The organism is Streptococcus porcorum (assembly GCF_053203725.1).
The window spans coordinates 48,202-70,863 of the sequence record NZ_JBRUDG010000002.1 but is presented as its reverse complement, the minus strand read 5'-3'; the positions used below and the strand labels follow the sequence as shown (position 1 = coordinate 70,863).

24 protein-coding genes are annotated in these 22,662 nt (G+C 37.4%); 15 read left to right on the top strand and 9 right to left on the bottom strand.

Translation table 11 applies throughout. The features are described from left to right. The first annotated feature begins 73 nt into the window (after window positions 1-73). From ACVRWY_RS00895 to ACVRWY_RS00870, 6 genes are all read left to right on the top strand, one after another. A complete protein-coding gene (locus ACVRWY_RS00895; protein WP_354367155.1) occupies window positions 74-2,044 on the top strand; it encodes a GGDEF domain-containing protein in 1,971 nt (656 codons plus the stop codon). Between the two features lie 2 nt (window positions 2,045-2,046). Then, entirely contained in the window at window positions 2,047-2,499 is a 453-nt protein-coding gene (gene rplI / locus ACVRWY_RS00890) for a 50S ribosomal protein L9 (RefSeq protein ID WP_354367157.1), read from the top strand. 29 nt (window positions 2,500-2,528) lie between these two features. Continuing rightward, window positions 2,529-3,890, top strand: a complete 1,362-nt coding sequence (gene dnaB, locus ACVRWY_RS00885; protein WP_435533026.1) for a replicative DNA helicase — start codon at window positions 2,529-2,531, stop codon at window positions 3,888-3,890. 9 nt (window positions 3,891-3,899) lie between these two features. Further along, window positions 3,900-4,172 (top strand): Veg family protein, encoded by a 273-nt coding sequence (locus tag ACVRWY_RS00880; protein ID WP_354367161.1) that lies wholly within the window; start codon window positions 3,900-3,902, stop codon window positions 4,170-4,172. A gap of 363 nt (window positions 4,173-4,535) precedes the next feature. Then, window positions 4,536-5,147: a 30S ribosomal protein S4 gene (gene rpsD, locus ACVRWY_RS00875; protein ID WP_354367163.1), complete on the top strand. Its 612-nt coding sequence runs from the start codon at window positions 4,536-4,538 to the stop codon at window positions 5,145-5,147. A gap of 102 nt (window positions 5,148-5,249) precedes the next feature. Next, on the top strand, window positions 5,250-6,140 hold the full coding sequence (locus ACVRWY_RS00870) for a hypothetical protein (protein WP_354367165.1): 891 nt from the start codon (window positions 5,250-5,252) through the stop codon (window positions 6,138-6,140). A gap of 125 nt (window positions 6,141-6,265) precedes the next feature. On the opposite strand, the gene ACVRWY_RS00865 is transcribed toward ACVRWY_RS00870, so the two are convergent. After that, a complete protein-coding gene (locus tag ACVRWY_RS00865) occupies window positions 6,266-6,802 on the bottom strand; it encodes a TetR/AcrR family transcriptional regulator (RefSeq protein ID WP_354367167.1) in 537 nt (178 codons plus the stop codon). A 130-nt stretch (window positions 6,803-6,932) separates the two neighbouring features. On the opposite strand from ACVRWY_RS00865, the gene ACVRWY_RS00860 reads away from it, so the two are divergent. The 3 genes from ACVRWY_RS00860 to ACVRWY_RS00850 all read left to right on the top strand — a co-directional run bounded on the left by ACVRWY_RS00860 (window position 6,933) and on the right by ACVRWY_RS00850 (window position 10,242). Further along, window positions 6,933-9,350, top strand: coding sequence for a YhgE/Pip family protein (locus tag ACVRWY_RS00860; protein WP_354367169.1), 2,418 nt, complete (start codon window positions 6,933-6,935; stop codon window positions 9,348-9,350). A gap of 86 nt (window positions 9,351-9,436) precedes the next feature. Next, a complete protein-coding gene (locus tag ACVRWY_RS00855; RefSeq protein ID WP_354367171.1) occupies window positions 9,437-9,880 on the top strand; it encodes a MarR family winged helix-turn-helix transcriptional regulator in 444 nt (147 codons plus the stop codon). Continuing rightward, on the top strand, window positions 9,880-10,242 hold the full coding sequence (locus ACVRWY_RS00850; protein WP_354367173.1) for a DUF1304 domain-containing protein: 363 nt from the start codon (window positions 9,880-9,882) through the stop codon (window positions 10,240-10,242). The genes ACVRWY_RS00855 and ACVRWY_RS00850 overlap by 1 nt, the downstream gene beginning before the upstream one ends. Window positions 10,243-10,378: 136 nt before the next feature. On the opposite strand, the gene ACVRWY_RS00845 is transcribed toward ACVRWY_RS00850, so the two are convergent. The 5 genes from ACVRWY_RS00845 to ACVRWY_RS00825 form a co-directional block, all read right to left on the bottom strand. Further along, window positions 10,379-11,308, bottom strand: a complete 930-nt coding sequence (locus tag ACVRWY_RS00845) for a DUF4097 family beta strand repeat-containing protein (protein WP_354367175.1) — start codon at window positions 11,306-11,308, stop codon at window positions 10,379-10,381. Between the two features lies 1 nt (window position 11,309). Continuing rightward, a complete protein-coding gene (locus ACVRWY_RS00840) occupies window positions 11,310-11,891 on the bottom strand; it encodes a DUF1700 domain-containing protein (protein WP_354367177.1) in 582 nt (193 codons plus the stop codon). Then, window positions 11,878-12,204: a PadR family transcriptional regulator gene (locus tag ACVRWY_RS00835; RefSeq protein WP_354367179.1), complete on the bottom strand. Its 327-nt coding sequence runs from the start codon at window positions 12,202-12,204 to the stop codon at window positions 11,878-11,880. Before ACVRWY_RS00835 ends, ACVRWY_RS00840 begins: the two co-directional genes overlap by 14 nt. Window positions 12,205-12,376: 172 nt before the next feature. Further along, window positions 12,377-13,183 carry a formate/nitrite transporter family protein gene (locus tag ACVRWY_RS00830; protein ID WP_354367181.1) on the bottom strand — a complete coding sequence of 269 codons (807 nt, stop codon included), beginning with the start codon at window positions 13,181-13,183 and terminating at the stop codon, window positions 12,377-12,379. Between the two features lie 92 nt (window positions 13,184-13,275). After that, complete coding sequence (locus ACVRWY_RS00825) at window positions 13,276-13,926, bottom strand: cyclic nucleotide-binding domain-containing protein (RefSeq protein WP_354367183.1); 651 nt, start codon at window positions 13,924-13,926, stop codon at window positions 13,276-13,278. A gap of 89 nt (window positions 13,927-14,015) precedes the next feature. Between ACVRWY_RS00825 and ACVRWY_RS00820 the strand changes: the two genes are divergently transcribed. Together ACVRWY_RS00820 and ACVRWY_RS00815 are read left to right on the top strand one after the other, a co-directional pair. After that, window positions 14,016-14,633, top strand: coding sequence for a DUF6198 family protein (locus ACVRWY_RS00820; RefSeq protein ID WP_354367185.1), 618 nt, complete (start codon window positions 14,016-14,018; stop codon window positions 14,631-14,633). Between the two features lie 9 nt (window positions 14,634-14,642). Then, complete coding sequence (locus tag ACVRWY_RS00815; protein ID WP_354367187.1) at window positions 14,643-15,638, top strand: pyridoxal phosphate-dependent aminotransferase; 996 nt, start codon at window positions 14,643-14,645, stop codon at window positions 15,636-15,638. Here ACVRWY_RS00815 and ACVRWY_RS00810 read toward each other — a convergent pair. Next, window positions 15,635-16,159, bottom strand: coding sequence for a TetR/AcrR family transcriptional regulator (locus ACVRWY_RS00810; protein ID WP_354367189.1), 525 nt, complete (start codon window positions 16,157-16,159; stop codon window positions 15,635-15,637). The two genes, ACVRWY_RS00815 and ACVRWY_RS00810, sit on opposite strands and share 4 nt — an antisense overlap. A gap of 126 nt (window positions 16,160-16,285) precedes the next feature. On the opposite strand from ACVRWY_RS00810, the gene ACVRWY_RS00805 reads away from it, so the two are divergent. The 3 genes from ACVRWY_RS00805 to ACVRWY_RS00795 all read left to right on the top strand — a co-directional run bounded on the left by ACVRWY_RS00805 (window position 16,286) and on the right by ACVRWY_RS00795 (window position 19,456). Beyond that, window positions 16,286-17,140, top strand: coding sequence for a cation diffusion facilitator family transporter (locus ACVRWY_RS00805; protein WP_354367191.1), 855 nt, complete (start codon window positions 16,286-16,288; stop codon window positions 17,138-17,140). A 208-nt stretch (window positions 17,141-17,348) separates the two neighbouring features. After that, entirely contained in the window at window positions 17,349-18,242 is an 894-nt protein-coding gene (locus ACVRWY_RS00800) for an ABC transporter ATP-binding protein (RefSeq protein ID WP_354367193.1), read from the top strand. Then, window positions 18,239-19,456, top strand: a complete 1,218-nt coding sequence (locus ACVRWY_RS00795) for an ABC transporter permease (protein WP_354367195.1) — start codon at window positions 18,239-18,241, stop codon at window positions 19,454-19,456. Before ACVRWY_RS00800 ends, ACVRWY_RS00795 begins: the two co-directional genes overlap by 4 nt. Window positions 19,457-19,519: 63 nt before the next feature. Here ACVRWY_RS00795 and ACVRWY_RS00790 read toward each other — a convergent pair whose 3' ends face one another. Next, on the bottom strand, window positions 19,520-20,680 hold the full coding sequence (locus ACVRWY_RS00790; protein WP_354367197.1) for a carbohydrate-binding domain-containing protein: 1,161 nt from the start codon (window positions 20,678-20,680) through the stop codon (window positions 19,520-19,522). Window positions 20,681-21,220: 540 nt separating this feature from the next. After that, window positions 21,221-21,370, bottom strand: a complete 150-nt coding sequence (locus ACVRWY_RS00785) for a CPBP family intramembrane glutamic endopeptidase (protein ID WP_427894219.1) — start codon at window positions 21,368-21,370, stop codon at window positions 21,221-21,223. 558 nt (window positions 21,371-21,928) lie between these two features. Between ACVRWY_RS00785 and ACVRWY_RS00780 the strand changes: the two genes are divergently transcribed. Next, window positions 21,929-22,660, top strand: coding sequence for an ABC transporter ATP-binding protein (locus ACVRWY_RS00780; RefSeq protein WP_354367201.1), 732 nt, complete (start codon window positions 21,929-21,931; stop codon window positions 22,658-22,660). The last annotated feature ends 2 nt before the right edge of the window (window positions 22,661-22,662 follow it).

Genomic DNA, 22,662 nt, shown 5'->3' with positions numbered 1-22,662 from the left:
CTCACTTAACATGCAATTGTAATCTATTTTAAGGCAATTTTATGTTATAATTGCTAGTTAAGAGGTTAGATAAATGAAAAAGATTCGTTTTGACACCATTCAGTTGATCATGATTGGTATGATTTTGTTTGGTATCGTAGCAATTTTTAGCTTGATAATATCTTCAAAGATAGGTCTTCTTTTTGTTGTTTTTTTAGCCCTAGCAACATTAATTTATTTGCTTTACTATCAAAAAATAACATATGAGTGGAATGAAATTGAGCAAATAGAACGCCTTAATGATGAGACAGAGGTTAGTTTAAAAAACTTATTAGATACCATGCCTGTTGGCGTCATTAAATTCCATCCAGAGACTTATGCAGTGGAGTGGTTTAATCCCTATGCTCAGCTCATATTTTCTGATGATGACGGTAAATTTAATAGTCAAAGCATTAGCCGCTTGATTAAAAGTAAACGTGCCAATACCAGTAATCAGCGCATTAGAGTTGGAAAAAATTACTATCTGACGAATTTAGATGAGTCATCTGGTTTATTTTATTTTTTTGATAGTACTGTTGATGCTAAGGTTAGCACTCAGTTAAGGTTTGCAAGACCAGTTATTGGGATTATTTCTATAGATAATTACGATGATTTGACTGAAGAATTATCAGATGCGGAAGTTTCTCAAATCAATAGTTTTATCGCCAATTTTATTTCAAGCTTTTCTAAATCAAAGGATATTTTTTATAGACGGGTTAATATGGACCGATTCTATTTTTTCACGTCTTATGGTGTCTTAGATGATTTAATTAATGGAAAATTTGCCTTAATAGAGCAATTTAGAAATGCTTCTCAAGAGCAAAATCTGCCTTTAACCCTGAGTATAGGGGTTTCTTATGGCGACCATCAACACGATACGATTGGCAGAGTAGCTTTGGAAAATCTCAATATGGCCCTAGTTAGAGGCGGGGATCAAGCTGTTGTCAAAGAAGTTGGAGAGCACAAAGAGTTACTTTACTTTGGTGGTGGTACTGTGTCAACGGTTAAACGCTCCCGAACTCGAACTCGAGCGATGATGACTGCAATTTCTGATCGTATCAGATCCGTGGATTCTGTTTTTATTGTTGGTCATAGAAATTTAGATATGGATGCTTTAGGATCTGCTGTGGGGATGGATTTTTTTGCTTCTAATATCATTGACAAAGTTTACACTGTTTATAATCCAAACGAATTAACTTCAGATATTAGAAAAGCCTTAGGACGTTTGATGGCCGATGCCAAAAGTCATCTTATAACAGTGGAAGATGCCATGAGTAAGGTAACCAAAGAATCCTTACTCATTATGGTTGATCATTCTAAAATCCAATTAACACTCTCAGAGGAATTTTACAGGAAATTCACGCAGGTTATTGTGGTGGACCACCATAGACGCGATAAAGACTTTCCAAGTCAGGCCGTATTGACGTTTATAGAAAGTGGTGCTAGTAGTGCCAGTGAGTTAGTGACGGAGTTAATCCAATTTCAAAATGCACATACCAACAAGCTTAGTAAGGTACAGGCTAGTGTTTTGATGGCAGGAATTATGCTTGACACGAAGAACTTTACGACACGTGTCACTAGTCGCACCTTTGATGTTGCCAGTTATCTGAGGGCTAATGGCAGTGATAGTGTGGAAATTCAAAATATCTCGGCTGTTGACTTTGAAGAATACCGTTCAATTAATGAATTAATTTTGCAAGGGGAGCGTATCGTACCCAATATTATTGTTGCAAGTGGTCCTGATGATAAAGTTTACACTAATGTCATTGCTAGTAAAGCAGCAGACACGATGCTAGAGATGTCAGGAATAGAGGCTAGCTTTGTCCTGACTCGTAATAATAGAGGGCAAGTCGCTATTTCAGCTCGAAGTCGAAGTAAAATCAATGTCCAACGGATTATGGAAGATCTTGGTGGCGGCGGTCACTTTAATTTAGCTGCCTGTCAGATTGACGGCGAGACGATTGAGCAAGTTCGAGAGATATTAGTAACAAAGATAAGATCAGATTATCAATATAAGGAGTCATAAAAATGAAAGTTATTTTTTTACAAGATGTTAAAGGTAAAGGGAAAAAAGGAGAAGTAAAAGAAGTTCCAACAGGATATGCTCAAAATTTCCTTATTAAGAAAAATCTTGCCAAAGAGGCAACCAGTCAAGCAATTGGAGAATTGCGTGGCAAACAAAAGTCCCAAGAAAAAGCAGAAGCAGAGTTGCTAGCAGAAGCTAAAGAAATCAAAGCCTTGTTGGAAAAAGAGGAAACCCTGGTTCAGTTTACAGAAAAAGTTGGTCCTGATGGTAGAACCTTTGGGTCTATTACTGCTAAGAAAATTGCTGAAGAATTAGCTAAGCAATTTGGGATTAAGCTTGATAAGCGTCATATTAAGGTTGAACAACCTATTCGTGCTATCGGCTTAATTGATGTTCCTGTGAAAATTCATAAAGAGGTTGAAGGGGTTATCAATATCCGTGTCAACCAAGCGTAAACTTATGAAATGATTGGGAGGTGACAAGCTTGTCTGAACAGACACTTGATGTCCGCATTCCGCCTCAAGATTTACTGGCAGAGCAGTCTGTTTTGGGGTCTATATTTATATCGCCTGATAAGTTAATTACAGTACGAGAATATATTGAGCCTAAGGATTTTTATAAGTATGCACATAGGATCATCTTTGAAGCTATGATTACTCTAAGCGAACGTGATGATGCGATTGATGCTTTGACAATTCGAACAATTTTAAGTGATCAAGATGATTTACAGAATATTGGAGGCATGACTTATCTTTTAGAGATTGTCAATAGCGTGCCTACAAGTGCTAATGCAGAATATTATGCTAAGATTGTTGCAGAAAAAGCAATGTTGCGCAATATCATTAGCAGGTTGACAGAATCTGTCAACCAAGCTTACGATGCGACAACCCCCTCAGAGGATATTATATCAGAGGCAGAGAAATCTCTGATTGATATCAATGAGAAAAGCAATAAGAGTGGCTTTAGTAAAATCTCAGAAGTGTTAGCCATCAACTATGAAAATTTAGAAATTCGAGCGCAACAAACATCTGATGTCACTGGATTACCGACAGGATTCAGAGATTTAGATAAGATTACAACAGGTTTACACCCTGATCAGTTGATTATTCTAGCGGCACGTCCAGCTGTCGGTAAGACTGCTTTTGTGTTGAATATTGCTCAAAATGTTGGGACTAAAATGAAACAACCTGTGGCTATATTTTCTTTGGAAATGGGGAAAGAAAGTCTGGTTGATCGTATGTTGGCATCTGAAGGTCTTGTTGACGCTCATCACTTACGAACAGGGCAGTTAACAGAGGAGGAATGGCAAAGTTTGACCATTGCCCAGGGGAACTTGGCGGAAGCTCCGATCTATATCGATGATACTCCAGGGATTAAGATTACCGAGATTCGTGCTAGAGCACGTAAATTAGAAAAAGAAGTGGGTGGTCTAGGTTTAATTGTCATTGATTATTTACAGCTGATTACTGGGACAAAGCCAGAAAATCGTCAACAAGAAGTTTCTGATATCTCCCGACAACTTAAAATTTTGGCCAAAGAATTACGTGTTCCTGTGATTGCGCTGAGCCAATTGTCACGTGGAGTGGAGCAACGCCAAGATAAGCGACCAGTTTTATCAGATATTCGAGAATCAGGGTCAATTGAACAAGATGCCGATATCGTAGCTTTTTTATATCGTGATGATTATTATGATCGTAGTGATAAAGATGATCCAGATCATGTGGTAGATAATACAATTGAAGTTATTTTGGAAAAAAACCGTGCTGGTGCTAGAGGAACCGTCAAATTAATGTTCCAAAAAGAATATAACAAGTTTTCTAGCATTGCACAATTTGAAGAAAGATAGGAGAAAAAGATGAGTGATGCATTTTCAGATGTTGCTAAGATGAAGAAAATAAAGGAAGATATAAAAAAACATGAGGGACAAGAGGTTGAGTTGACCTTAGAAAATGGTCGTAAGCGTGAAAAGACCAAGGTTGGTCGCTTAATTGAAGTCTATCCTTCTTTATTTATTGTAGAGTATCGAGATGAAGCTGCTATTCCTGGCGCTATTGATAATACTTATGTAGAGTCATATACATATTCAGATATTTTAACAGAAAAAACACTAATTAGATATTTTGATTAAAAAAACAGTCCAGTGGACTGTTTTTTCATGAGCTAAAAGATGAAGAAGCGAGTCACAGTCCAGTGGGCTGTTTTTTCATGAGCTAAAGTATGGAAAAGTTATACTGATGGGGCTTAACATAAAGGAAAATAAGTCTAATTTTAAAAAACTACTCTAAATTAAAGACAATAGAACTTTACAAATATCTCGGTATATGATAGAATGTAATTTGTGTGAAATAACAGCAGGAAGATATGAAGCTCGTCAACAGGAAGTCAGCTAGAAAAGTAACCTTTGCTGTTTAGGCGAAGATTTCCTGCACGAATCAGGATCTTCTAAGACGTTATTTCCTACAAATTATATTATTTTTAGGAGGACATTTTTATGTCACGTTATACAGGACCATCATGGAAACAAGCCCGTCGTTTAGGTTTGTCTCTTACAGGTACAGGCAAAGAACTTGCTCGTCGTAACTACGTTCCAGGTCAACATGGACCAAATAACCGTTCAAAACTTTCAGAATACGGTTTGCAATTAGCTGAGAAGCAAAAATTACGTTTCACTTACGGTATGGGTGAAAAACAATTCCGTAACTTGTTCGTACAAGCTTCAAAAGTTAAAGGTGGAACTCTTGGTTTCAACTTTATGACTCTTTTAGAGCGTCGTTTGGACAACGTTGTTTACCGTCTTGGTCTTGCAACTACTCGTCGTCAAGCTCGTCAATTTGTTAACCACGGTCACATCCTTGTAGATGGTAAACGTGTTGATATTCCATCATACCGTGTTGAAGTTGGTCAAGTGATTTCAGTTCGTGAAAAATCAGCTAAAGTACCAGCAATTCTTGAAGCAGTTGAAGCAACACTTGGACGTCCAGCATTTGTATCATTTGATGCTGAAAAACTTGAAGGATCTCTTACTCGTCTTCCAGAACGTGATGAAATCCACCCAGAAATCAACGAAGCACTTGTCGTTGAATTCTACAACAAAATGCTTTAATTTTAAGATATATCTTACAAAAAGCCTACAACAGTGGGCTTTTTGCTTTGTCTTACAAGAACTTATAAGTCTATTGGGTTAAAGCTAGTAAAAGTTGAGATTGTGAAAACCTACGAATTATATGAGGATGAAAGAAATGTGAAGGAAGATGCTATGTTGTTAAAAGATAGGATTCAAAAGATAGCGAAGTATCTGTTTATTACAGTGTGTGTTGTATATTCAGTAATTTTTCTTGGTACGATTGCTAGTTTGTTTTATGCTTATGATAGTACCTTAAGTGTTCCCTATGAAATCAGTTCTAAAAGAGTTCCTGTTATTTATAAAAAGGCAGGTTTTAAAGGGGAAATTAGTCACTTGGAAAATCAATCCAATCTACATAATCAAAGAATGAGTTATACTTATACAGAAAAGGTTGGACAGAGTAAAATGACCTACCATTTCGTTATTGGAATTGACAAGAATAAGAAAGAGCTAACCTATACTTATAATGAAATTGTTGATTTATATACAGGACATTACTCAGACTCTTATGAGCGAGATAGCCAACTTTTTAGTGAGTTTTTTGATGTTGCCTTATTTAAAAACGAGAAAATGGATTTGTATCGACGTTCCCTTGAACAGTCGTTAGAAGCCTCAGGCTTAGAAAATGTTAAAGTAGAGATTGATGAATGGTCTGGTGAGGCCTTCTCAGCCAATGCTTCTGATCTCAACCAAGAATTAAAAAAGGATCTACAAGAGGCGAATAAAAATGGTGCAGCACCTGTTTTGGGGATTAATACCTTAGATCCTTTTAAATATTTTAGTATGGGTTCTACCACCCTGCATATTTCAACTGATTCTGATATTTCTTATTTTGAAGATCATGCTAAAAAAATTGAACATTCTCAACTAAAAGCAGGATATTATGTTGTTTCTGAAAATCAGTCATCCTATTATTCCAATTATTATGTTAATGAAAACTTAGAGTGGGAAAATATAACATTTCAAGATTAGTAGAACCGATAATATGATAAAAAAAGCATCTTTTGGATGCTTTTTTAATGGAGTAAATTTAATAGGTGTGCGATTAGAATGGCCTAGATTTCCTTTATTTAGGCATACTAAAAATAGTGAGTTTGTTATTTACCAAGGAGTTGAAGTAAGAGTTTGGTGATTTCTTGAGGGGATTCTTTTTTTCCTCTAGCAATCCATTTTTGGCAGACCCCAAATATAGCGTGACTAAAGTAGATACCGCTATATAGTTCTTCTAATTCAGAGCGCCCTTCTGTTGAGAAACGATAGCGCAGGTCTCTAGTGAGGAGGATTTGCAATTTGTGTCGTATAAATGTTTTGATTTCACGTGTTCCATTGTGAGAGAGAAGGGCAGCTAATAATTCTTCTCTGTTTAAGTAATCAAAAACCTCTAATATAATAGCTTCTTTATCTAAATCGTGCTTATCAAAGATATATTCAATGTTAGCAAATACAGTCTGTTGGTATTGCTCAATCATCTCATACTTGTCTCTATAATGGGTGTAGAAGCTTGAGCGACTAATTTTTGCTGTTTGCACTAATTTAATGGTGGTGATGTTATCAAGGCTTTGCTGTTTGAGTAAATCCGCCATAGCCTTTTCTAAGGCTTTTTTTGTGCGTTGTTTTCTGTTGTCTTCGGTCATCTTTTCTCCTTATAGACATTTTTATAAACTATGTCTAAAAATAAAGTTTTTATATTGTAATATCATAATGAAATCGTATAATATGATTATATCAAAAAATTAGACAATATGTCTAAAAAGAGGAGAAATTATGCTAGAAGAATGGAGAACAATTCTAAAAAAACCGATGTTATGGGTGACGATGCTCGGTTTAGCATTGATACCAGCTTTATATAATATTATTTTTCTAAGTTCGATGTGGGATCCTTATGGAAAAGTGAGTCAGTTACCTGTTGCAGTTGTAAACCAAGATAAGGTAGCCACTTATCAAGGGAAAAAATTGAGTATCGGTGATGATATGGTAGATAATATGTCTAAAAATAAGGCTTTGGACTATCATTTTGTCAGCGCATCAAAGGCAGAAAAAGGTTTGCAAGAAGGAACCTACTTTATGGTGGTTACTCTTCCCAAAGATCTCTCTCAAAATGCAGCTAGTTTATTAACTGATCATCCTGAAAAAATGACCATTTCTTATCAAACATCAAAAGGACACAGTTTTGTGGCAAGTAAGATGGCTGAAACAGCGATGAGCAAATTAAAAGACAGTGTTGCTAAAAATATCAGCTACACCTATACTAGTAGTCTTTTTAAAAATGTTTCTCAATTATCAGATGGGTTGGAAAAAGCTAGCAAAGGAAGCCAGCAATTAGAAGATGGTTCTAAACAGCTATCAGATGGTAGTCAAACATTATCTGATAATTTAAATCAGTTAGCAAGTTCGAGTTTGACTTTCTCGGATGGGGCAGAAAGCTTATCAGTGGGCTTAGGACAATACACAGCAGGTGTTTCGCAATTAGCTTCAGGCTCTGCCAGTCTTAGCTCAGGTATTGCCAGTTATACAAATGGTGTCGATCAATTAGCTAGTGGAGCTAGTCAGCTAGATGCTCAGTCAGCTAATTTGCTTAACGGTGTTAATCAGCTAAGTGCTGCATCGAGCCAGATTCAAACCTTGGTAGATGGTGCTAATCAATTGACAGCTGGCTTAACCAGTCTGTCAAGTCAAGTTGGTTTGTCAGAAAGTCAAAGTGCTCAAATTAGTCAACTTAGCCAAGGATTGGAACAACTCAACACGAGTATTCAGGGATTGGGTTCTCAGACAACAAACTTGCCTGATGTATCAGGTTATTTATCAGCCATTGCCACAAGTGCTCAAGCTATTGCAAGTTCTGCCTCAGAGGAGTCTTCTGCACTAGCTAAGGTTCAGGCTACTTCAGCTTATCAATCACTTTCACCAGATAAGCAAGCTGAATTAACCTCTGCTCTAGGAGGTGGGAGTTCTTTAGCAAGTGAAGCACAGTCTATTTTGAGTCAAGTCTCTAGTTTACAATCTACCTTGTCGTCTATTGACACCTCTAGTCAACAAGCGGGGCTTAATCAGTTGCAAGGAGTAGCAAACCAAGTACTACCCGCTGCTTCAAGTAGTTTGACAAGTTTGTCAAGTGGATTGACACAAATTTCGTCAGCTTTATCTGGACAATTGGTTCCAGGAAGCCAACAAGTCGCAGGAGGGGTAGAGACTCTCCAAAATCAGCTTAGTGAAGGTGCCAATCAACTTCAAGTAGGTGTAGAGCGTTATACTTCTGCTGTTTCGACACTTTCACAAGGTGCTAGTCAATTATCAAGTAATAGTAGTCAGCTAGTTACAGGTGCTAGTCAACTTGAGGAAGGGGCAACGACATTAAATAGCAAATCTTCACAATTGGTTGATGGTGCTGGTCAATTAAGTTCGGGTGCTAGTCAAATTTCATCAGGATCTTCTCAGTTAGCCCAAGGTGGTTTAAGCTTGATGAATGGTTTATCTAGTTTAAACACGGGAACTGCTTCTTTAGCGAGTGGATTGACAAGTGCTAGTGATAAGTTGTCAACGGTGTCAACTAATGATGACAATGCCTCTAGCCTCTCTAGTCCTGTTACGTTAAACCACACCGATACAGATCAGGTCAAAACAAATGGTGTTGGAATGGCGCCATATATGATGTCAGTAGCTTTAATGGTTGCGGCCTTATCAAGTAACATGATTTTTACAAAAACAGTATCTGGAAAAGAGCCTAAAGGACGTCTTGATTGGATTTCTCGTAAACTTGCTGTCAATGGCGTGATAGCTGTTTTAGCTGGGACCATTTTATACTTTGCTGTCCATTTGATTGGCCTAACAGCTAATCATGAGTGGCAAACCTATCTGTTAACTGTTTTGGCTAGTTGTACTTTTATGGCAATGGTCACAGCTCTTTATACTTGGCATGAACGTTTTGGTGCTTTTGCGTCAATTATCTTGTTGTTGTTACAGTTAGCTTCTTGTGCAGGGACATATCCTTTGCCTCTGACCGATAAATTCTTCCAAATGATTAACCCTTTCTTACCTATGAGTTATTCGGTAGCTGGATTACGTCAAACGATTTCAATGACGGGTCAGGCTGGACAAGAGTTTTTAGTATTGAGCTTATTTATGCTACTGTTCGTCGCATTAGGAGCAGGGCTTTACAAACGTCAAAGCAAAAAAAATTCATAAAAGTAAGACGAAAGTCTTGCTTTTTTCTTTTTAAATAGTATAATTGATTTATCAACAATTGATAAATCAACAAAAAGGGAGAAAAAATGACGGCTATTCCCAAACTTTTATATCAAATAAAAGTCAGCGAACAACAGATCAGTCAGTTATTTGAAGAGAGATTGGCTATTAGTTTAACGCGCTATCAGCTTTTAGAGGAATTATTAGCTCATGAGCCTTGTAGCCAAAAAACGTTAGAAGATTTATTACAGATTGATCGTGCAGCCATTACGCGACACATGAAAATTTTAGAGGAGCGAGGTTATGTTCAAAAAGTACGGAATCCTAAAAACCAAAGGGAGATGATTGTCTATGCTACTGATAAAGCTAAGCGTGATTTAAGTCTTTCCCCGCCTGAACACCATTTACAAATAAAAGAAGAGATGGAGCACATTTTGTCGGATGATGAAAAAGTAGAGCTATCTAGACTACTTAATAAGTTAGTCAATGGATTAGAGGATATAGAGTATTTAAAGGGAGAAAAAAACTAATGTCAATTATTACTATTATTTTAGCAACTGTCGTTGCTGTTGAGCATTTTTATATTATGTATTTAGAAACGATTGCGACGCAATCTGATAGCACAAGTCGTGTTTTTAATATGTCCAAAGAGGAGTTATCACGTGCCTCTGTTAACAATCTCTTTAAAAATCAAGGGATTTATAATGGCTTAGTGGCATTATTTTTACTTTATGGGATTTATTTCTCTACTCAACCTAAAGAAATTGTGATGATTTTCTTACTTTTTGTGATTTTAGCCGCAACCTATGGGGCTTTGACTGCTAATAAGAAAATTATTCTGACACAAGGTGGACCTGCTATTTTGGCGCTTATTAGTCTCTTACTGTTTTAAAAAAATGCTAGCTGACGCTAGCATTTTTTCATAGTTTGTATAAAATTTCAGCACATAGGAGACTGTTAAAGGTTAAAAAGAGAATGGATAAAGGAAAGCTCAGTCACTTAAAGGTCAGGCTCATGCCTGTTTCTTTTTACTCGTCGTTCTCACTGTAGCTAGGGTTAACGGAAATATCTCCTGTATCGGTTTTTAAATCTAATGTGGTACTTGAATTTGTGTTATTCGCGTAACTTTTAGGAATAGAAACTTGCCCGAAATCAGTGCTAGTAGCTGAAATGTGTGTTTGAGATTCTTGGTTTTCTGGCAATTGAAGGGTGATATTACCATCAGTGCTAGCGATAGTCGTCTGACCTTTAAATAGGGACTGGTCTAGGTAAATCTCAGCAGTTTGTGTTTTGAATTGAGCCTGTGTGAAATGGCTACCATAATCTGATATTTCTCCATCGATACTTTCTAGAATGGGTTGAGTTAGTTTGGTTTTAGAAAGGGAGATGGCACCTGTTTGCGTTTTGATTTGTGTGGTTTCTGGCTGGATTGCCCCCAATATGACACTACCATCTTGGCTAGTAATAGTAAGATTTTTCACATTGACTTGATCAATTGAGATCTCACCAGTTTGTGACTGGGCTTTAATAGTATCAAGAGTCATGGATTTGGGAATGGAGAGCATGATGGTGTAAGGTTGATTTTGATAGGGATTTGAGAGTGAACGAACCCAATCTTTTAGATTAGCCACATGTATGCCTGAAAACTCAGTGAGGGTATCTGTTAAGGTCAGCTTACCATTTGTTAACTGGTACTGGATAGGTTTCTGGCTTTGTTTGGTATCTTGATAGTATTCAAGATGTACCTGATCGTCGTCAGAAGGAACAATCCAAAGACCTTGATTTTTTAGTTGAATGTCTAATTGTTTGAACTCCTCTAAGGTGATGTCTTGTCGTTTTGTTGTGATATAAGTTTTCTCAAGTTCTTTTAAAGCTCCTCCTGACAGCCCAATAGTGGTTAAGACTGCTCCTGATAGGCAGAGAAGGAGTGCGGTAATCCAGAGTTTTTTTAATTTCATGTTATTTGCCTCCTTTAAAAGCTGCTCTTAGTCCTTTGACAGTAAGTCGCCCAGTCCATTTTCCCAAGGTGATGGTGATAAGAGTGAGTAAGATACCTCCACCAAGTAAACCAAGGCTAATGCCAATACCAAAGGCTAGGCTTGAGCTAGCTCCAGAAAGATTAGTGAGCGTTTCGTAAAAAGTCACCCCACTTGTAATGATAAAGCCTAATCCAGTCATTAGAAGCGCAAAAAGGACGGCTAAGATGGCAACAATAAAAGCAAAACTAATGGCTAAGATAGAGATGGCAAGAGGAAAAGCAACTGGTGCAGCTAGGATGGCCAAGATAATGAGACTAACAATTTCTTTAGGACTGCGCTTTGGTGTTTCTACCTGCTGGTCAAATTGTTTATCAAGGAGATTGGTGATAAGCTCATGAGCGGCTTCTTTTGGAGTGCCTAACTCTGCGATGACAGCCTCTTCTGCTTCAGGTCCAGCTTCATCAAAATATTCATTAAAATATTCCATGGCTTCTAAATAGTCTTCGTGAGGTAATTTTTTTAGGTATTTTTCTAGTTGAGCTAGATACTCAGTCTTTTTCATGTCTTAATCTCCCTTCGATAATATCTGTAATAGTATGGCTGTAGTTGCTCCACTCTGTTTTTAAAAAATCCAGTTGCGCGTGCCCAGAGCTGGTGATAGTGTAGTACTTGCGTTTTCGTCCTTGATGTTCTTCGGAGTAGGTGCTTAAGTAACCACTTTTTTCTAATTTTTTTAAGATAGGGTAGAGGGTTGATTCCTTGATATCAGCTACGAGCTTAACGGTCTGGCTAATCTCATAGCCATAAGATGCCTTTTTTTCAACGATGGCGAGGATGAGAAACTCTGTTAAGAGTGAGGGGACTGGAAAATACATAATCCCACCTCCTTATATAAAAATTTTATATATAATTATTTTATATATAAAATATATACTTATTAGGAGAGAAAGTCAAGACTTTATATATAAAATTTTTATATATTTTAGGATAGGAAAAAGCCTGTAGAAAATTCTTCAAATAGAAGTACTTTCTACAGACTTTTTTGATTTAGTCAATGTAAAGATCTGATTTATTACTTAACCAACTATAAAGTAAGCCGATTAAGAGACCGCCACCAACATAGTTACCAAGTCCTGAGAAAAAGAAGTTAGATAGGATAGAGCCCAATGTCATGCCCTCAACAGGTCCTCCATTTGAGAAAAAGGCTAGCGAGAAGGTTGAAAAGTTTGCGATAACGTGCTCAAAACCTAAAAAAGCAAAGATAAAGATAATAAAGATAAGAGAAATGACACGTCCAGCATCATCTTTCATCCGCATGGTTACAAAAACAGCGATATTAACAACAATATTGGCAAAGATTCCTTCCACAAATTGTGTGAGAGGTGATTTCGCTAATTTAGCAATACTGGCTTCAATCAGATAACTATCAGGAGCAACATGGCCAATTTGATAGGGAGTTGTGTAAGAGAGTAAGAAGCAGACAATAACTGCACCAATAAAGTTAAAGAAGATACAGGTTGCTAAAATTTTAAGGGCTGTTCGGGTTGGGATGACTTTTCTATGAATGGCTGAGGTCATATACATCATATTAGATGTCCCAAGTTCAGCATTCATGTATAAAATCATCACTAAACACCAACCAAACATCAAGCCATAGCTAAACTTGCCGAGTCCTTCAACGATATGATTAAGTTTGTCAGCGCTATAGGCTGAGATTGCTAGTCCCAAAGCTAAATAGACACTTGCCATAATCGAACGTACAGCATAAGCCCAGTAATGGCAGTTAATCAAATCAGCCTTTTTCTTGATGCTTTTGTCAATGTTGTAAATCAGTGTGTCTTGTTCTTTTGCCACATCAAAATCCTCTTTTTAGTTGATTGGGAATCAATTCCCTCTACCATAAGAGTATAACAAATAAAATATAAAAATGTAAGCCTTTTCACAAATTAATTAGGATCTTGGATAGCCAGTTTTTCAATCTCTGTTAGGTTAATCCTAAAGCACTGGTGTCCCACTTTGGTGACGAGTCCTTCTTGTCGAAAATCTTTAAAGGTGTGCAAAAGGTGGCGGTAGCTCACGCCTAGATATTCTGCCACTTGTATATGATTTTCTTGATAGAGGTTATCAGAGCTGACTTCTAAAATAAAACTAGCTAAGCGATGTTTTAAGATATAGTTTTGGTTCTTAGAAAAATGCATGGTTCGACTCACCAGTTTATGACCAGCATAAGCTCCCATCAGTCTAATAAAAGTAATATCATTAAGAAGATAGGCTGTTACTACTGACATAGGAATAGCCAGACAGATTGTGTGTCCGATGGAGCGAATTTCTCGTGTTTCGGTCTCTGCGCCTAAAATGGTTAACTCTCCAATCCAATCATTTTGGTGAATAAATTGGATGATTGTGGTTTTTCCATTTTCTTGCGTCAGAAGGATTTTGCCTTTTCCTTTGATCATAAAAAAGAGATAATCTAAGGGTGTATTTGCTTGATGGATTTGCTCTCCATGTGAGTAGCTTGTTAAAAAGGATTGGTCAAGGACTACTTTAGGTAGCTCTTTTGGCAAATGGTATTGTCCTTTATAGGAAATTTTTTTCATTTTTTCTCTCCCAAGTGTGAGATTTAGCATATTTATTTTATCATAAAATCTTTATAATAATCATCATACTAAAAAAGGAGTTGATAGCGGTGTCCTTAAAACTGGTCTGGCTTTCTCTGTGGTATTATACTCTGTCAGCTTTAGGGGTCAGTCTGACCATTAAAGCAGGTATCGGGGTGAGTAGTTTTAACTCTTTTAATGTTGCTCTATCTGAGAGTTCGAGGATAACGATTGGTGTCATTACAACAGGAATTAATTTATTATTTTTATTAGTCTGTCTTTTACTAGATCAAAAAAGGAGCTGGCGAAATTATTTTCTGATGGTGTTGAGTTTATTTGGCTTTGGGTATGTGATCAATTTTTTCACCTACACTGTGCTTAGTCAATTGGCTATCCATTCCTATGTCTTTGCTTTTTTAATGTTTATTCTTGGAACAAGCTTGGCAGGCTATGGAGTTGGCCACGTTATTGCTTATGGTGTGTTGCAATTTCCTATTGAAAAGGCCTGTCAATTGCTAGAAGCGCGAACGCGGTTTAGTTTTTCGTTTTATCGCTATGGAGTGGATTTTTTGAGTATTTTAGGTTCAGTGGCGATAAGTGTTTATTTTCATTTTCCGCTTTTTGTTCGGGAAGGAACAATTGTTAGTTTCTTTTTATTATCATTTGTCATTGCTAGGAGTCAAAATAGGGTTTTAATGAGGAAATAGGAGGAAGAAATGCTTAATGTTTCAGTCAATACCAATCCTTTAGGATTACCAAAGCGTGTTAAAAATCATAGTAGCTATATTTTGGAGCAAGGAGACCATTATCCAGATAGAGAAGCGCTCTTTTTGCGTCATAAGCTATCTGAAAAGTATGCCATCTCGCCCCAGTATATTTTTTGTGGCAGTGGGGTGGATGATTTGATTTGGCGTTTGGTCTTGGCGCGTGCTCCTAAGTCAGCTCTTGTCATTGAACCAACTTATGAAGAGTATGCTAATGTTTTACAAGAAGCAGGCTGTCAATTAGAACGCTATTTCCTAAAGGCAGAAGATCAGTTTATCTTGAATGAATCAGTCTTAGATGCGATTAAATCAGATCTAGATGTCATGGTGTTAGGTCATCCCAATAATCCAACTGGTCAGGTTATTGAGATGGGGTTATTAAAAAAAATCCATGAAAAGTGCCAAGAAAAAGATGTTCTTCTTGTGATTGACGAAAGTTTCATAGAATTTTTACCATCTTGGAACGCTATTTCCTTTAAAACGATAGCGAGTCAGAGTCAGCATTGTATTGTTTTTGATGGCTTTAGTAAAACCTATGCGATGGCAGGTTTTCGGTTAGGTTTTGCGATTTCTGGTCATCGGGAGCTATTGACGGCTTTGGGTCAATCAGGTCAGTTGTTTGCAACTTCTAGTGTGGCACAAAGAGCCTCCATATTAGCTTTAGAAGATGAAACTTATATGGAGGAGACTTATGCTTTGTTGGAGCATGAGCGTGATTTTCTTATCCAATCTTTAAAAGCCCTAGGCGTACAAGTCTTCCCTAGTCAGACCAATTATTTATTGATCAATACAGGGCTAGAAAATGCAAAAGAGCAATTGGCAGCTGAGGGTATTCAAGTTAGAGATGGTTCTGATTTTGTGGGCCTAGATTCCCGCTATATTCGCATAGCTATGTCAACTCATAAGGTCAATGTGTCATTTTTACTAGGGTTAAAAAACTTACTTTAATTCTGAGGGCAAATCCAAGCTAAAAGATATTGACTAAGTTCCTCTGGGCTGATGGTCTGTCTTTGCTTGAGCCACCAAATCGTACTTTCAATAAAAGCAGAGCTAATCTGATGTTTTAAAAGCTCCTCAGGCAAGTTCGCTCGTTCGCCTTGTATTTTTTCTAAAAAGAGGGGAAAGAGGTGTTTATCCAGTTCATGTTTGAGGCGGTTCATAAAGTAGAGATTTCTTGAGAGCAAGAGACTGGCAACCTTGTCCTGATTGCGATAGAAATGGCTTAGAATATGGCTAATTAGCCCTTCTAGGTCATTTTCTTTTTGCTCAAAGGTATGGTGAAAGAGATCACGACACAGGTGCTCAAGCAACATTTCTTTGCTGTCAAAATGGGCATAAAAGGTACTTCGTCCGACATCCGCAAGATTGATAATTTCTTGAACAGTCAGCTCATCATAGCTTTTTTGATTGAGTAGGCTAGTAAAGGAGGTGTAGATAGCCTCTTTTGTTTTTTTTACACGACGATCCATATCTGTACAAATGAGGCAATATGTTCAGAAATGAACAGAGTATTTGTTTTGCCTCTATTTTCCTTTCACTTTTTTTAGGATAATAAGGGAGTAAAGTTGTTACTATTATACAAAAGGAGTAGGAAGATGGCTAGACGAAATGTATTTATAGCTTTTCTCTTAAATTTAGTATTTTCAATCATTGAGTTGATTTTTGGTCTTTTATTTAAATCCAGTGCCATTTTAGCAGATGCAGTCCATGATTTTGGAGACGCTTTAGCGATTGGCTTATCTTTTGTAACAGAGAGAATGTCGGATAAAAGGGCTGATCAGAATTTTAGTTTAGGCTACAAGCGTTTTAGTCTGTTAGGAGCAATGATAACTTCAAGTATTTTGATCTTAGGCTCTGTTTTCTTAATTGTCGAAAATTTTCCCAAGTTATTTCACCCTGAAGTGGTTAATAAAGAAGGCATGTTGATTTTAGGTGTCATTGCTATCATAATTAATGTGTTGGCGAGTTTGGTGGTGCATAAGGGAAAAACAGTAAATGAAGCCATTTTAAGCCTGCACTTTTTAGAAGACATCTTAGGCTGGTTAGCTGTTATTCTGGTCTCTATTGTGTTACGTTTTACAGACTGGTATTTCCTTGATCCTCTCTTATCTTTAGTGATCTCAGCTTTTATCTTGTCAAAAGCAGTGCCCAAATTTTGGGACAATGGCAAATTATTTTTAAATGCGACACCAAAAGAGTTAGACTTCGTCAGCTTAGAAGCAGAGCTTTTAGATTTAGAAGGGGTTGAAAACCTTAATCAATTAAATGTCTGGACCTCAGACGGTTTAAATCATCAAGCGGTAGTGCACATTTGTAAAACCAGTCACCTTACTGATCAAGCTGTTAAAGAGCAAATTTATACTTGTCTATCTTCTCATCACATTCAGTTACTGGCACTTGAGATAGATCAAGATCAAACAGAGCATGAAAAACACGGTTTACATCTATAGCTAATGATAAGTCTTATCTCATCAAAAATTTTTGGGAATCTTAGCGCTAGCCTCTTTTAATGAGGTACAAGAAAAACGCTCCTGTTGAAAAGGGGTGTTTTCTTGTGTCTTGTTACCAGAGTATAGCACCTGTCATAAATGTTTTTATGAATAGGCTATTGAAAGCGTTGTTATTTAAGTATATAATATTTAAAAAGGAGGTTAGAATATGCTTAAAGTATCGCAATTATCTAAAAGTTATGGTTCAAAAGATGTTTTAAAAACCATTTCTTTTGCCATTCCATCAGGAAGCATTTGTGGTTTGGTGGGAAAAAATGGTGCTGGTAAGACGACATTTTTCCACTCTCTGTTGCGTTTTGTGTCATATGAGGGAACAATTGAGCTAGATGGTCAAGCTTTTGGGACACAGGACTATCCGAAAGTGGGCTATCTTCCTGAGGAGCGTAGTCTTATGCCCAAGTTGACGGTTTTTGAACAAGTCCGCTATCTGGCTAACCTAAAAGGCATGACGAGTAAAGAGGTTGCAGAAAAGTTGCCGATTTGGATGGAAAAACTTGAGGTTAAGGGAAAAGTGACCGATAAAATTAAAAGCTTATCCAAAGGAAACCAGCAAAAAATCCAGTTAATTGTGACACTGATTCATGAACCAAGTTTAATCATTCTTGATGAACCCTTTTCTGGCCTTGATCCTGTTAATACAGCCCTGCTTAAGCGCGTGATTTTAGAGGAAAAAGAAAAGGGAGCAACTATCATCTTTTCAGACCACGTCATGACTAATGTTGAGGAGCTTTGTGATCAACTTTTGATGATTCACAACGGACAGATTGTCTTAGATGGTGCGATTCAGGATATTCGCCTACAATTTGGGCGGACACGTTTGTTTGTCTCCTCAGATATTCCTAAGGAGCGCCTTGAAAATCTGCCTCATGTTTTAGCAGTTGAAGCAACCAATCAAGGAAAATGGCGCTTGTTATTAGATGATGAAAGAGCTGGTGAGGAACTTTTTGATACGATTAGTCAAGGAAAATATCTCGCAACCTTTGACCAGCAGGCACCAACCATTGATGAAATCTTTAAATTGAAATCGGAGGAAGTCAAATGAAACAATTGCTGTTAGTTGCAAAAGAAACCTATCTTAGACAAGTAAAATCATGGACCTTCTTTTTTATGGTGGTGTCACCTTTTATCTTTATTTTTATTTCAGCAGGTGTTGGCTATCTCACAGACCAGTCAACTGATAATCAAGATAAGGTTGCTCTCATCAGCTCTAGCAACGAAGTGACTAAGGCTTTTAAAAGTGTAGAAGACATCACTTTGTCGTACTCTAGTATAGAAAAGGCGCGCTCTGCTTTTGATCAGGAAAAAATTGCAGCTTATCTAGAAGTAGAAATAAACAATGGTATCATAGAAGCGATTTATCATGGTAAAACGTCCCTGTCAGGTGAGATGAAAGTTCGAGTGGACCAGATTCTTCAAGGTTTACAACAAGCTTCTAATGTCCAACAAGCAGGGCTTAGTCAAGAACAGCTCACGACTCTAACTCAACAGCCCGTTTATAAGGAACAGTTGGTCAAAGGACAGGAATTAGCAGAAGCAGGGAAGTATATTGCCTTCTTTGGTCTTGTTTTTATGCTTTACATGATGATTTTGACTTATGCTGGTCTGACCGCACAGGAGATTGCCAGTGAAAAAGGCACAAAAATCATGGAGGTTATCTTCTCAAGTGTCCCTGCTCCACTTTACTTTTATGGTCGTATTTTAGGAATTTTTCTTGTTATCACGACACATCTAGGAATTTATCTTCTCGGAGGAGTAGCAACTTATAAAGTATTGGATTATACAGAGGGCACTAAGGAGATGGTGCAAAGCATCGAGCCTTTGATTAAGGCAGTGTTTGAGAATTTAGATTGGTCTATGATGTTCTTTGTCGGCTTTGGTCTCTTACTTTATGTGGTGTTAGCAGCACTCTCAGGTTCTTTAGTTGTACGACAAGAAGATGTGAATAAAGCTATTCAACCCATCATGTATATCGTCATTGCTTGTTTCTTTGGAGCGATGACTTTAGGTCAAGGTTCATCGGATAGTGTTTTCTTACAGGTAGGATCTTATCTTCCTTTTACTTCTACTTTCTTTATGCCGATTCGTTTGATGAATGGCTTTGCGACAACAGTAGAGAGTATCATTTCCTTGATTGTATTAACCCTAACAACTCTTGGGTTGATCATTTTAATCGGAAAATCCTATGCTGGATTGATTTTACAGACCGATGATGTGGGCTTATGGAAAAGTTTGAAAAAGGGTCTAAGTAGTCAATAAAGTCTTATTTTTGAAAACAAAAAACCAAGGAAGCTTTTAAGCTTCCTTGGTTTTTATTAGTTGTTACCAGCCACCAGGAGCGTTACCGCCAGGGGCTCCTCCACCAGGACCACCAGCACCAGGTCCTGTAGCAGTAATTTCTGTGATTTGTTCACCATTTACGGTAACAGTACCACCTGTTAATTCTGCAGTATCATCAAAGTCAAAGGCTGACTGAGCTGTGACTGCTATGGTACCACCTGAGATGTAGATATCACCATTAGCATCAAAGCCATCAGTATCTCCCTCACCCACTTCAACTTTAATATCTCCACCTGTCACCTTGATGAAGATATCAGCACCTGTCACGTCACTCGCAGCATTGATGCCATCGTCGGTTGCATAAGCATCAATCGTACCGCCATTGATGGTAATATTAGTTCCCTCAAGAGCCTCAGCACTTTCGCTGACCTTGATATCTCCACCGTCAATCACTAAGCTAGACTCTGCTTTTATCCCATCATCACCAGCTTTGACCGTAATATTACCATTTGTGATAGTGACATTACCTTTTGAGGTATCCTCATCATTGTTAGACTTGATGCCATCTCCTGTAGCGGTTAAGTTTAAGGTACCACCGTTGATGGTAACAGAGTCTTTACCACGAATCGCATCATCAGCTGCTGTTACGGTGAGGTTCCCACCATTGATGATAAGATTGTCTGTTGAAACAATCCCATCTTGATAGTTAGCTTCGACTTTTAGACTACCAGATCCAGATACGATAAGGTTCGCCTCAGAATGAATGGCTCCTTCAATATCGGTATTGCTGTGTGAATTGGCGTCTTTAACAGTATTCTCTGTTCCATCTTTGAGTTCAATTTCAACATTTTCAGCTGCTTCGACATTGATTGCAGCGCTGTCAGAACTTGAAATGGTCGCTCCAGCCAAGATAATACGAACATTACCACTAGTATTGATAGTTACACCTGCTGTCGTCTCACCAGAAAGAACATAAGTTCCTGTTTCTGTGATATTAAGTGTATCACTTGATAGCGTAACATTTTTGGTTGGTAGGCTATCCCAGTCAATATCAGATGTTACAGTTGTTGCCGTTGAGCTTGAGCTAGTTGCAGTAACATTTTGCCCACTAGTAGTCGTTGAGCTCGTCCCAAGAGAACATGCTGTCAGAGTTGCCATGCTGAGTAGCGTCAGCCCTGAATATAAGAATTTTTTAGATTTCATTGCGTTTTTAACCTCATTCACTGATTTCTTAAACCCAGTTTAGCGATAAAACCTAAAACTAAGGTTAAATAAACCCTAAAGAAAGCTTAAAGTTAGGCCACAAGCTTCTCTCCTTTTTTTAGCCGTTGTGGTGCATGATTTTTTATTGGTGTACACCAATAAAAAATAAAGTGAGCTCTGAGAAGTGATGCTAGATATTTGCCCATTTGGTGATATTATAGATAGGATCATCATCGAACTTTAGCGTATGGCATCTGTCCTGTTTGTCTTACGGATGATAACTGTCAGTAAACTAGCTAATCCAAACATTAAATGGTGATATAGGAAACATCAATACTAAAACTACCTCCGAATAAATCAGATTTATTATCAAATTTGATGCAGATCGTAACCATATTCAAAACCATATGCAACAAGATAGTGAGTATTTTAGAGCGCTCATTAGCTAAAAATAGTAGTAGGCTAAATAGGATTCCTCCTAAGAGGATTTGTAAGTTAGTCATAGGAGAGATGCCCTAAGGCAAATAGGAGAGAGGTTCCTCAGATAGCTACTCTTTTAGAGTAATTTTCTGTTAATACCTCGACATAAAAGCCTCGAAATAGCAACTCTTCGATGATAGGAGCGACTAATCCAGCCGTAATAATCCGTTCAACTACCTTGTCTGCAATGTAAATACGACTGTCAACCAAGTAAAGACAAGTGTAAAGCAACAGAGGAAAAAGGATTGTGCCCGCCAACTAGTAAGGACTAGGTAATTCAAAGCCAAACTTAATATCGCGAAGTTTCCCCCTCATAGTTGCTCAATAATGACTCGTAACAATAGTAGGAAACTAAGAAGATATAGGATGGATATCACGGTAAAGAACTTACTTAAGGGTCTTAAGGGTGTCAATAAGGTTCCTCCAACGCTGATTAGCTTTGCTAAAACTAGTGCCAGATATCTAATAATAAAACTAAGTGATGCTTTACAAGTTTTTTCATAGCGAACACCTCTAGATTGTTTATCTATCACTATTATATGTAGTGTTGATTGCTGCGTAATATATTCTCTAGGTAACCTCAGATGATAGTTTATTTTTCTTAGTTTAATTTTATTAATTAGTATATAATGGAAGTGTATAAAAAGAATGAGGCTAGGAACCATATACGACATATCGTTCTAGTAGCTATTTTGGACTTTCTACTCATAATATATCATTAACTGTAGATTAACATTTAAAAATATTTATAAAGTTAGGAGGATGATTATGGTTAATCATGTAGCTGTTAGTGCAACAAACCTAACCAAAGATTATTTACTTGATAAAAGTAAGACTGTCTCTGTTTTAAAAGGAGTTTCTTTATCTGTTGATTATGGTGAATTTATCTCTATTTTAGGTATCAGTGGTTCAGGAAAATCAACGTTACTCAATTGCTTGGCGAGTCTATCAGAGCCCTCTAGTGGCGAGGTTGTTATAAATGGTGTGAATCCATATAGGCTAAAAGATGGCAAACTGGCTAAATTTAGACGTGAAGACATTGCTATTATTTTTCAAAATTATAATCTAGTTCCTGCTCTACCAGCATTGGAAAATGTTACACTACCTCTAAGACTTTCAGGGAAGACTGCCGATAGGAATCAAGTAAAAACCTTATTGGATAATCTGAATTTTAAAGCCGACCTATCGTCATTAGTATCAACACTATCAGGAGGAGAACGGCAGAAGATTGCTATTTCTCGTGCTATTTTATCAGATAGTAAGGTTATTTTTGCTGATGAGCCGACTGGTGCTTTAGACAGTATTTCTCGGAAATTGATTTTTGAATCGCTTAGAAAGATGGCTGATGAGGGGAAGTGTGTTTTAATGGTTACACATGATATTGAGCTTGCATCTAAAACAGATAAAGCATTTATTTTAAAAGATGGTTGTATTTCGCAAGAAATTACTAAGCCATCAGCAGAAGAACTTTATCAGGCACTTGAAACTATTGGCGAGTGAGG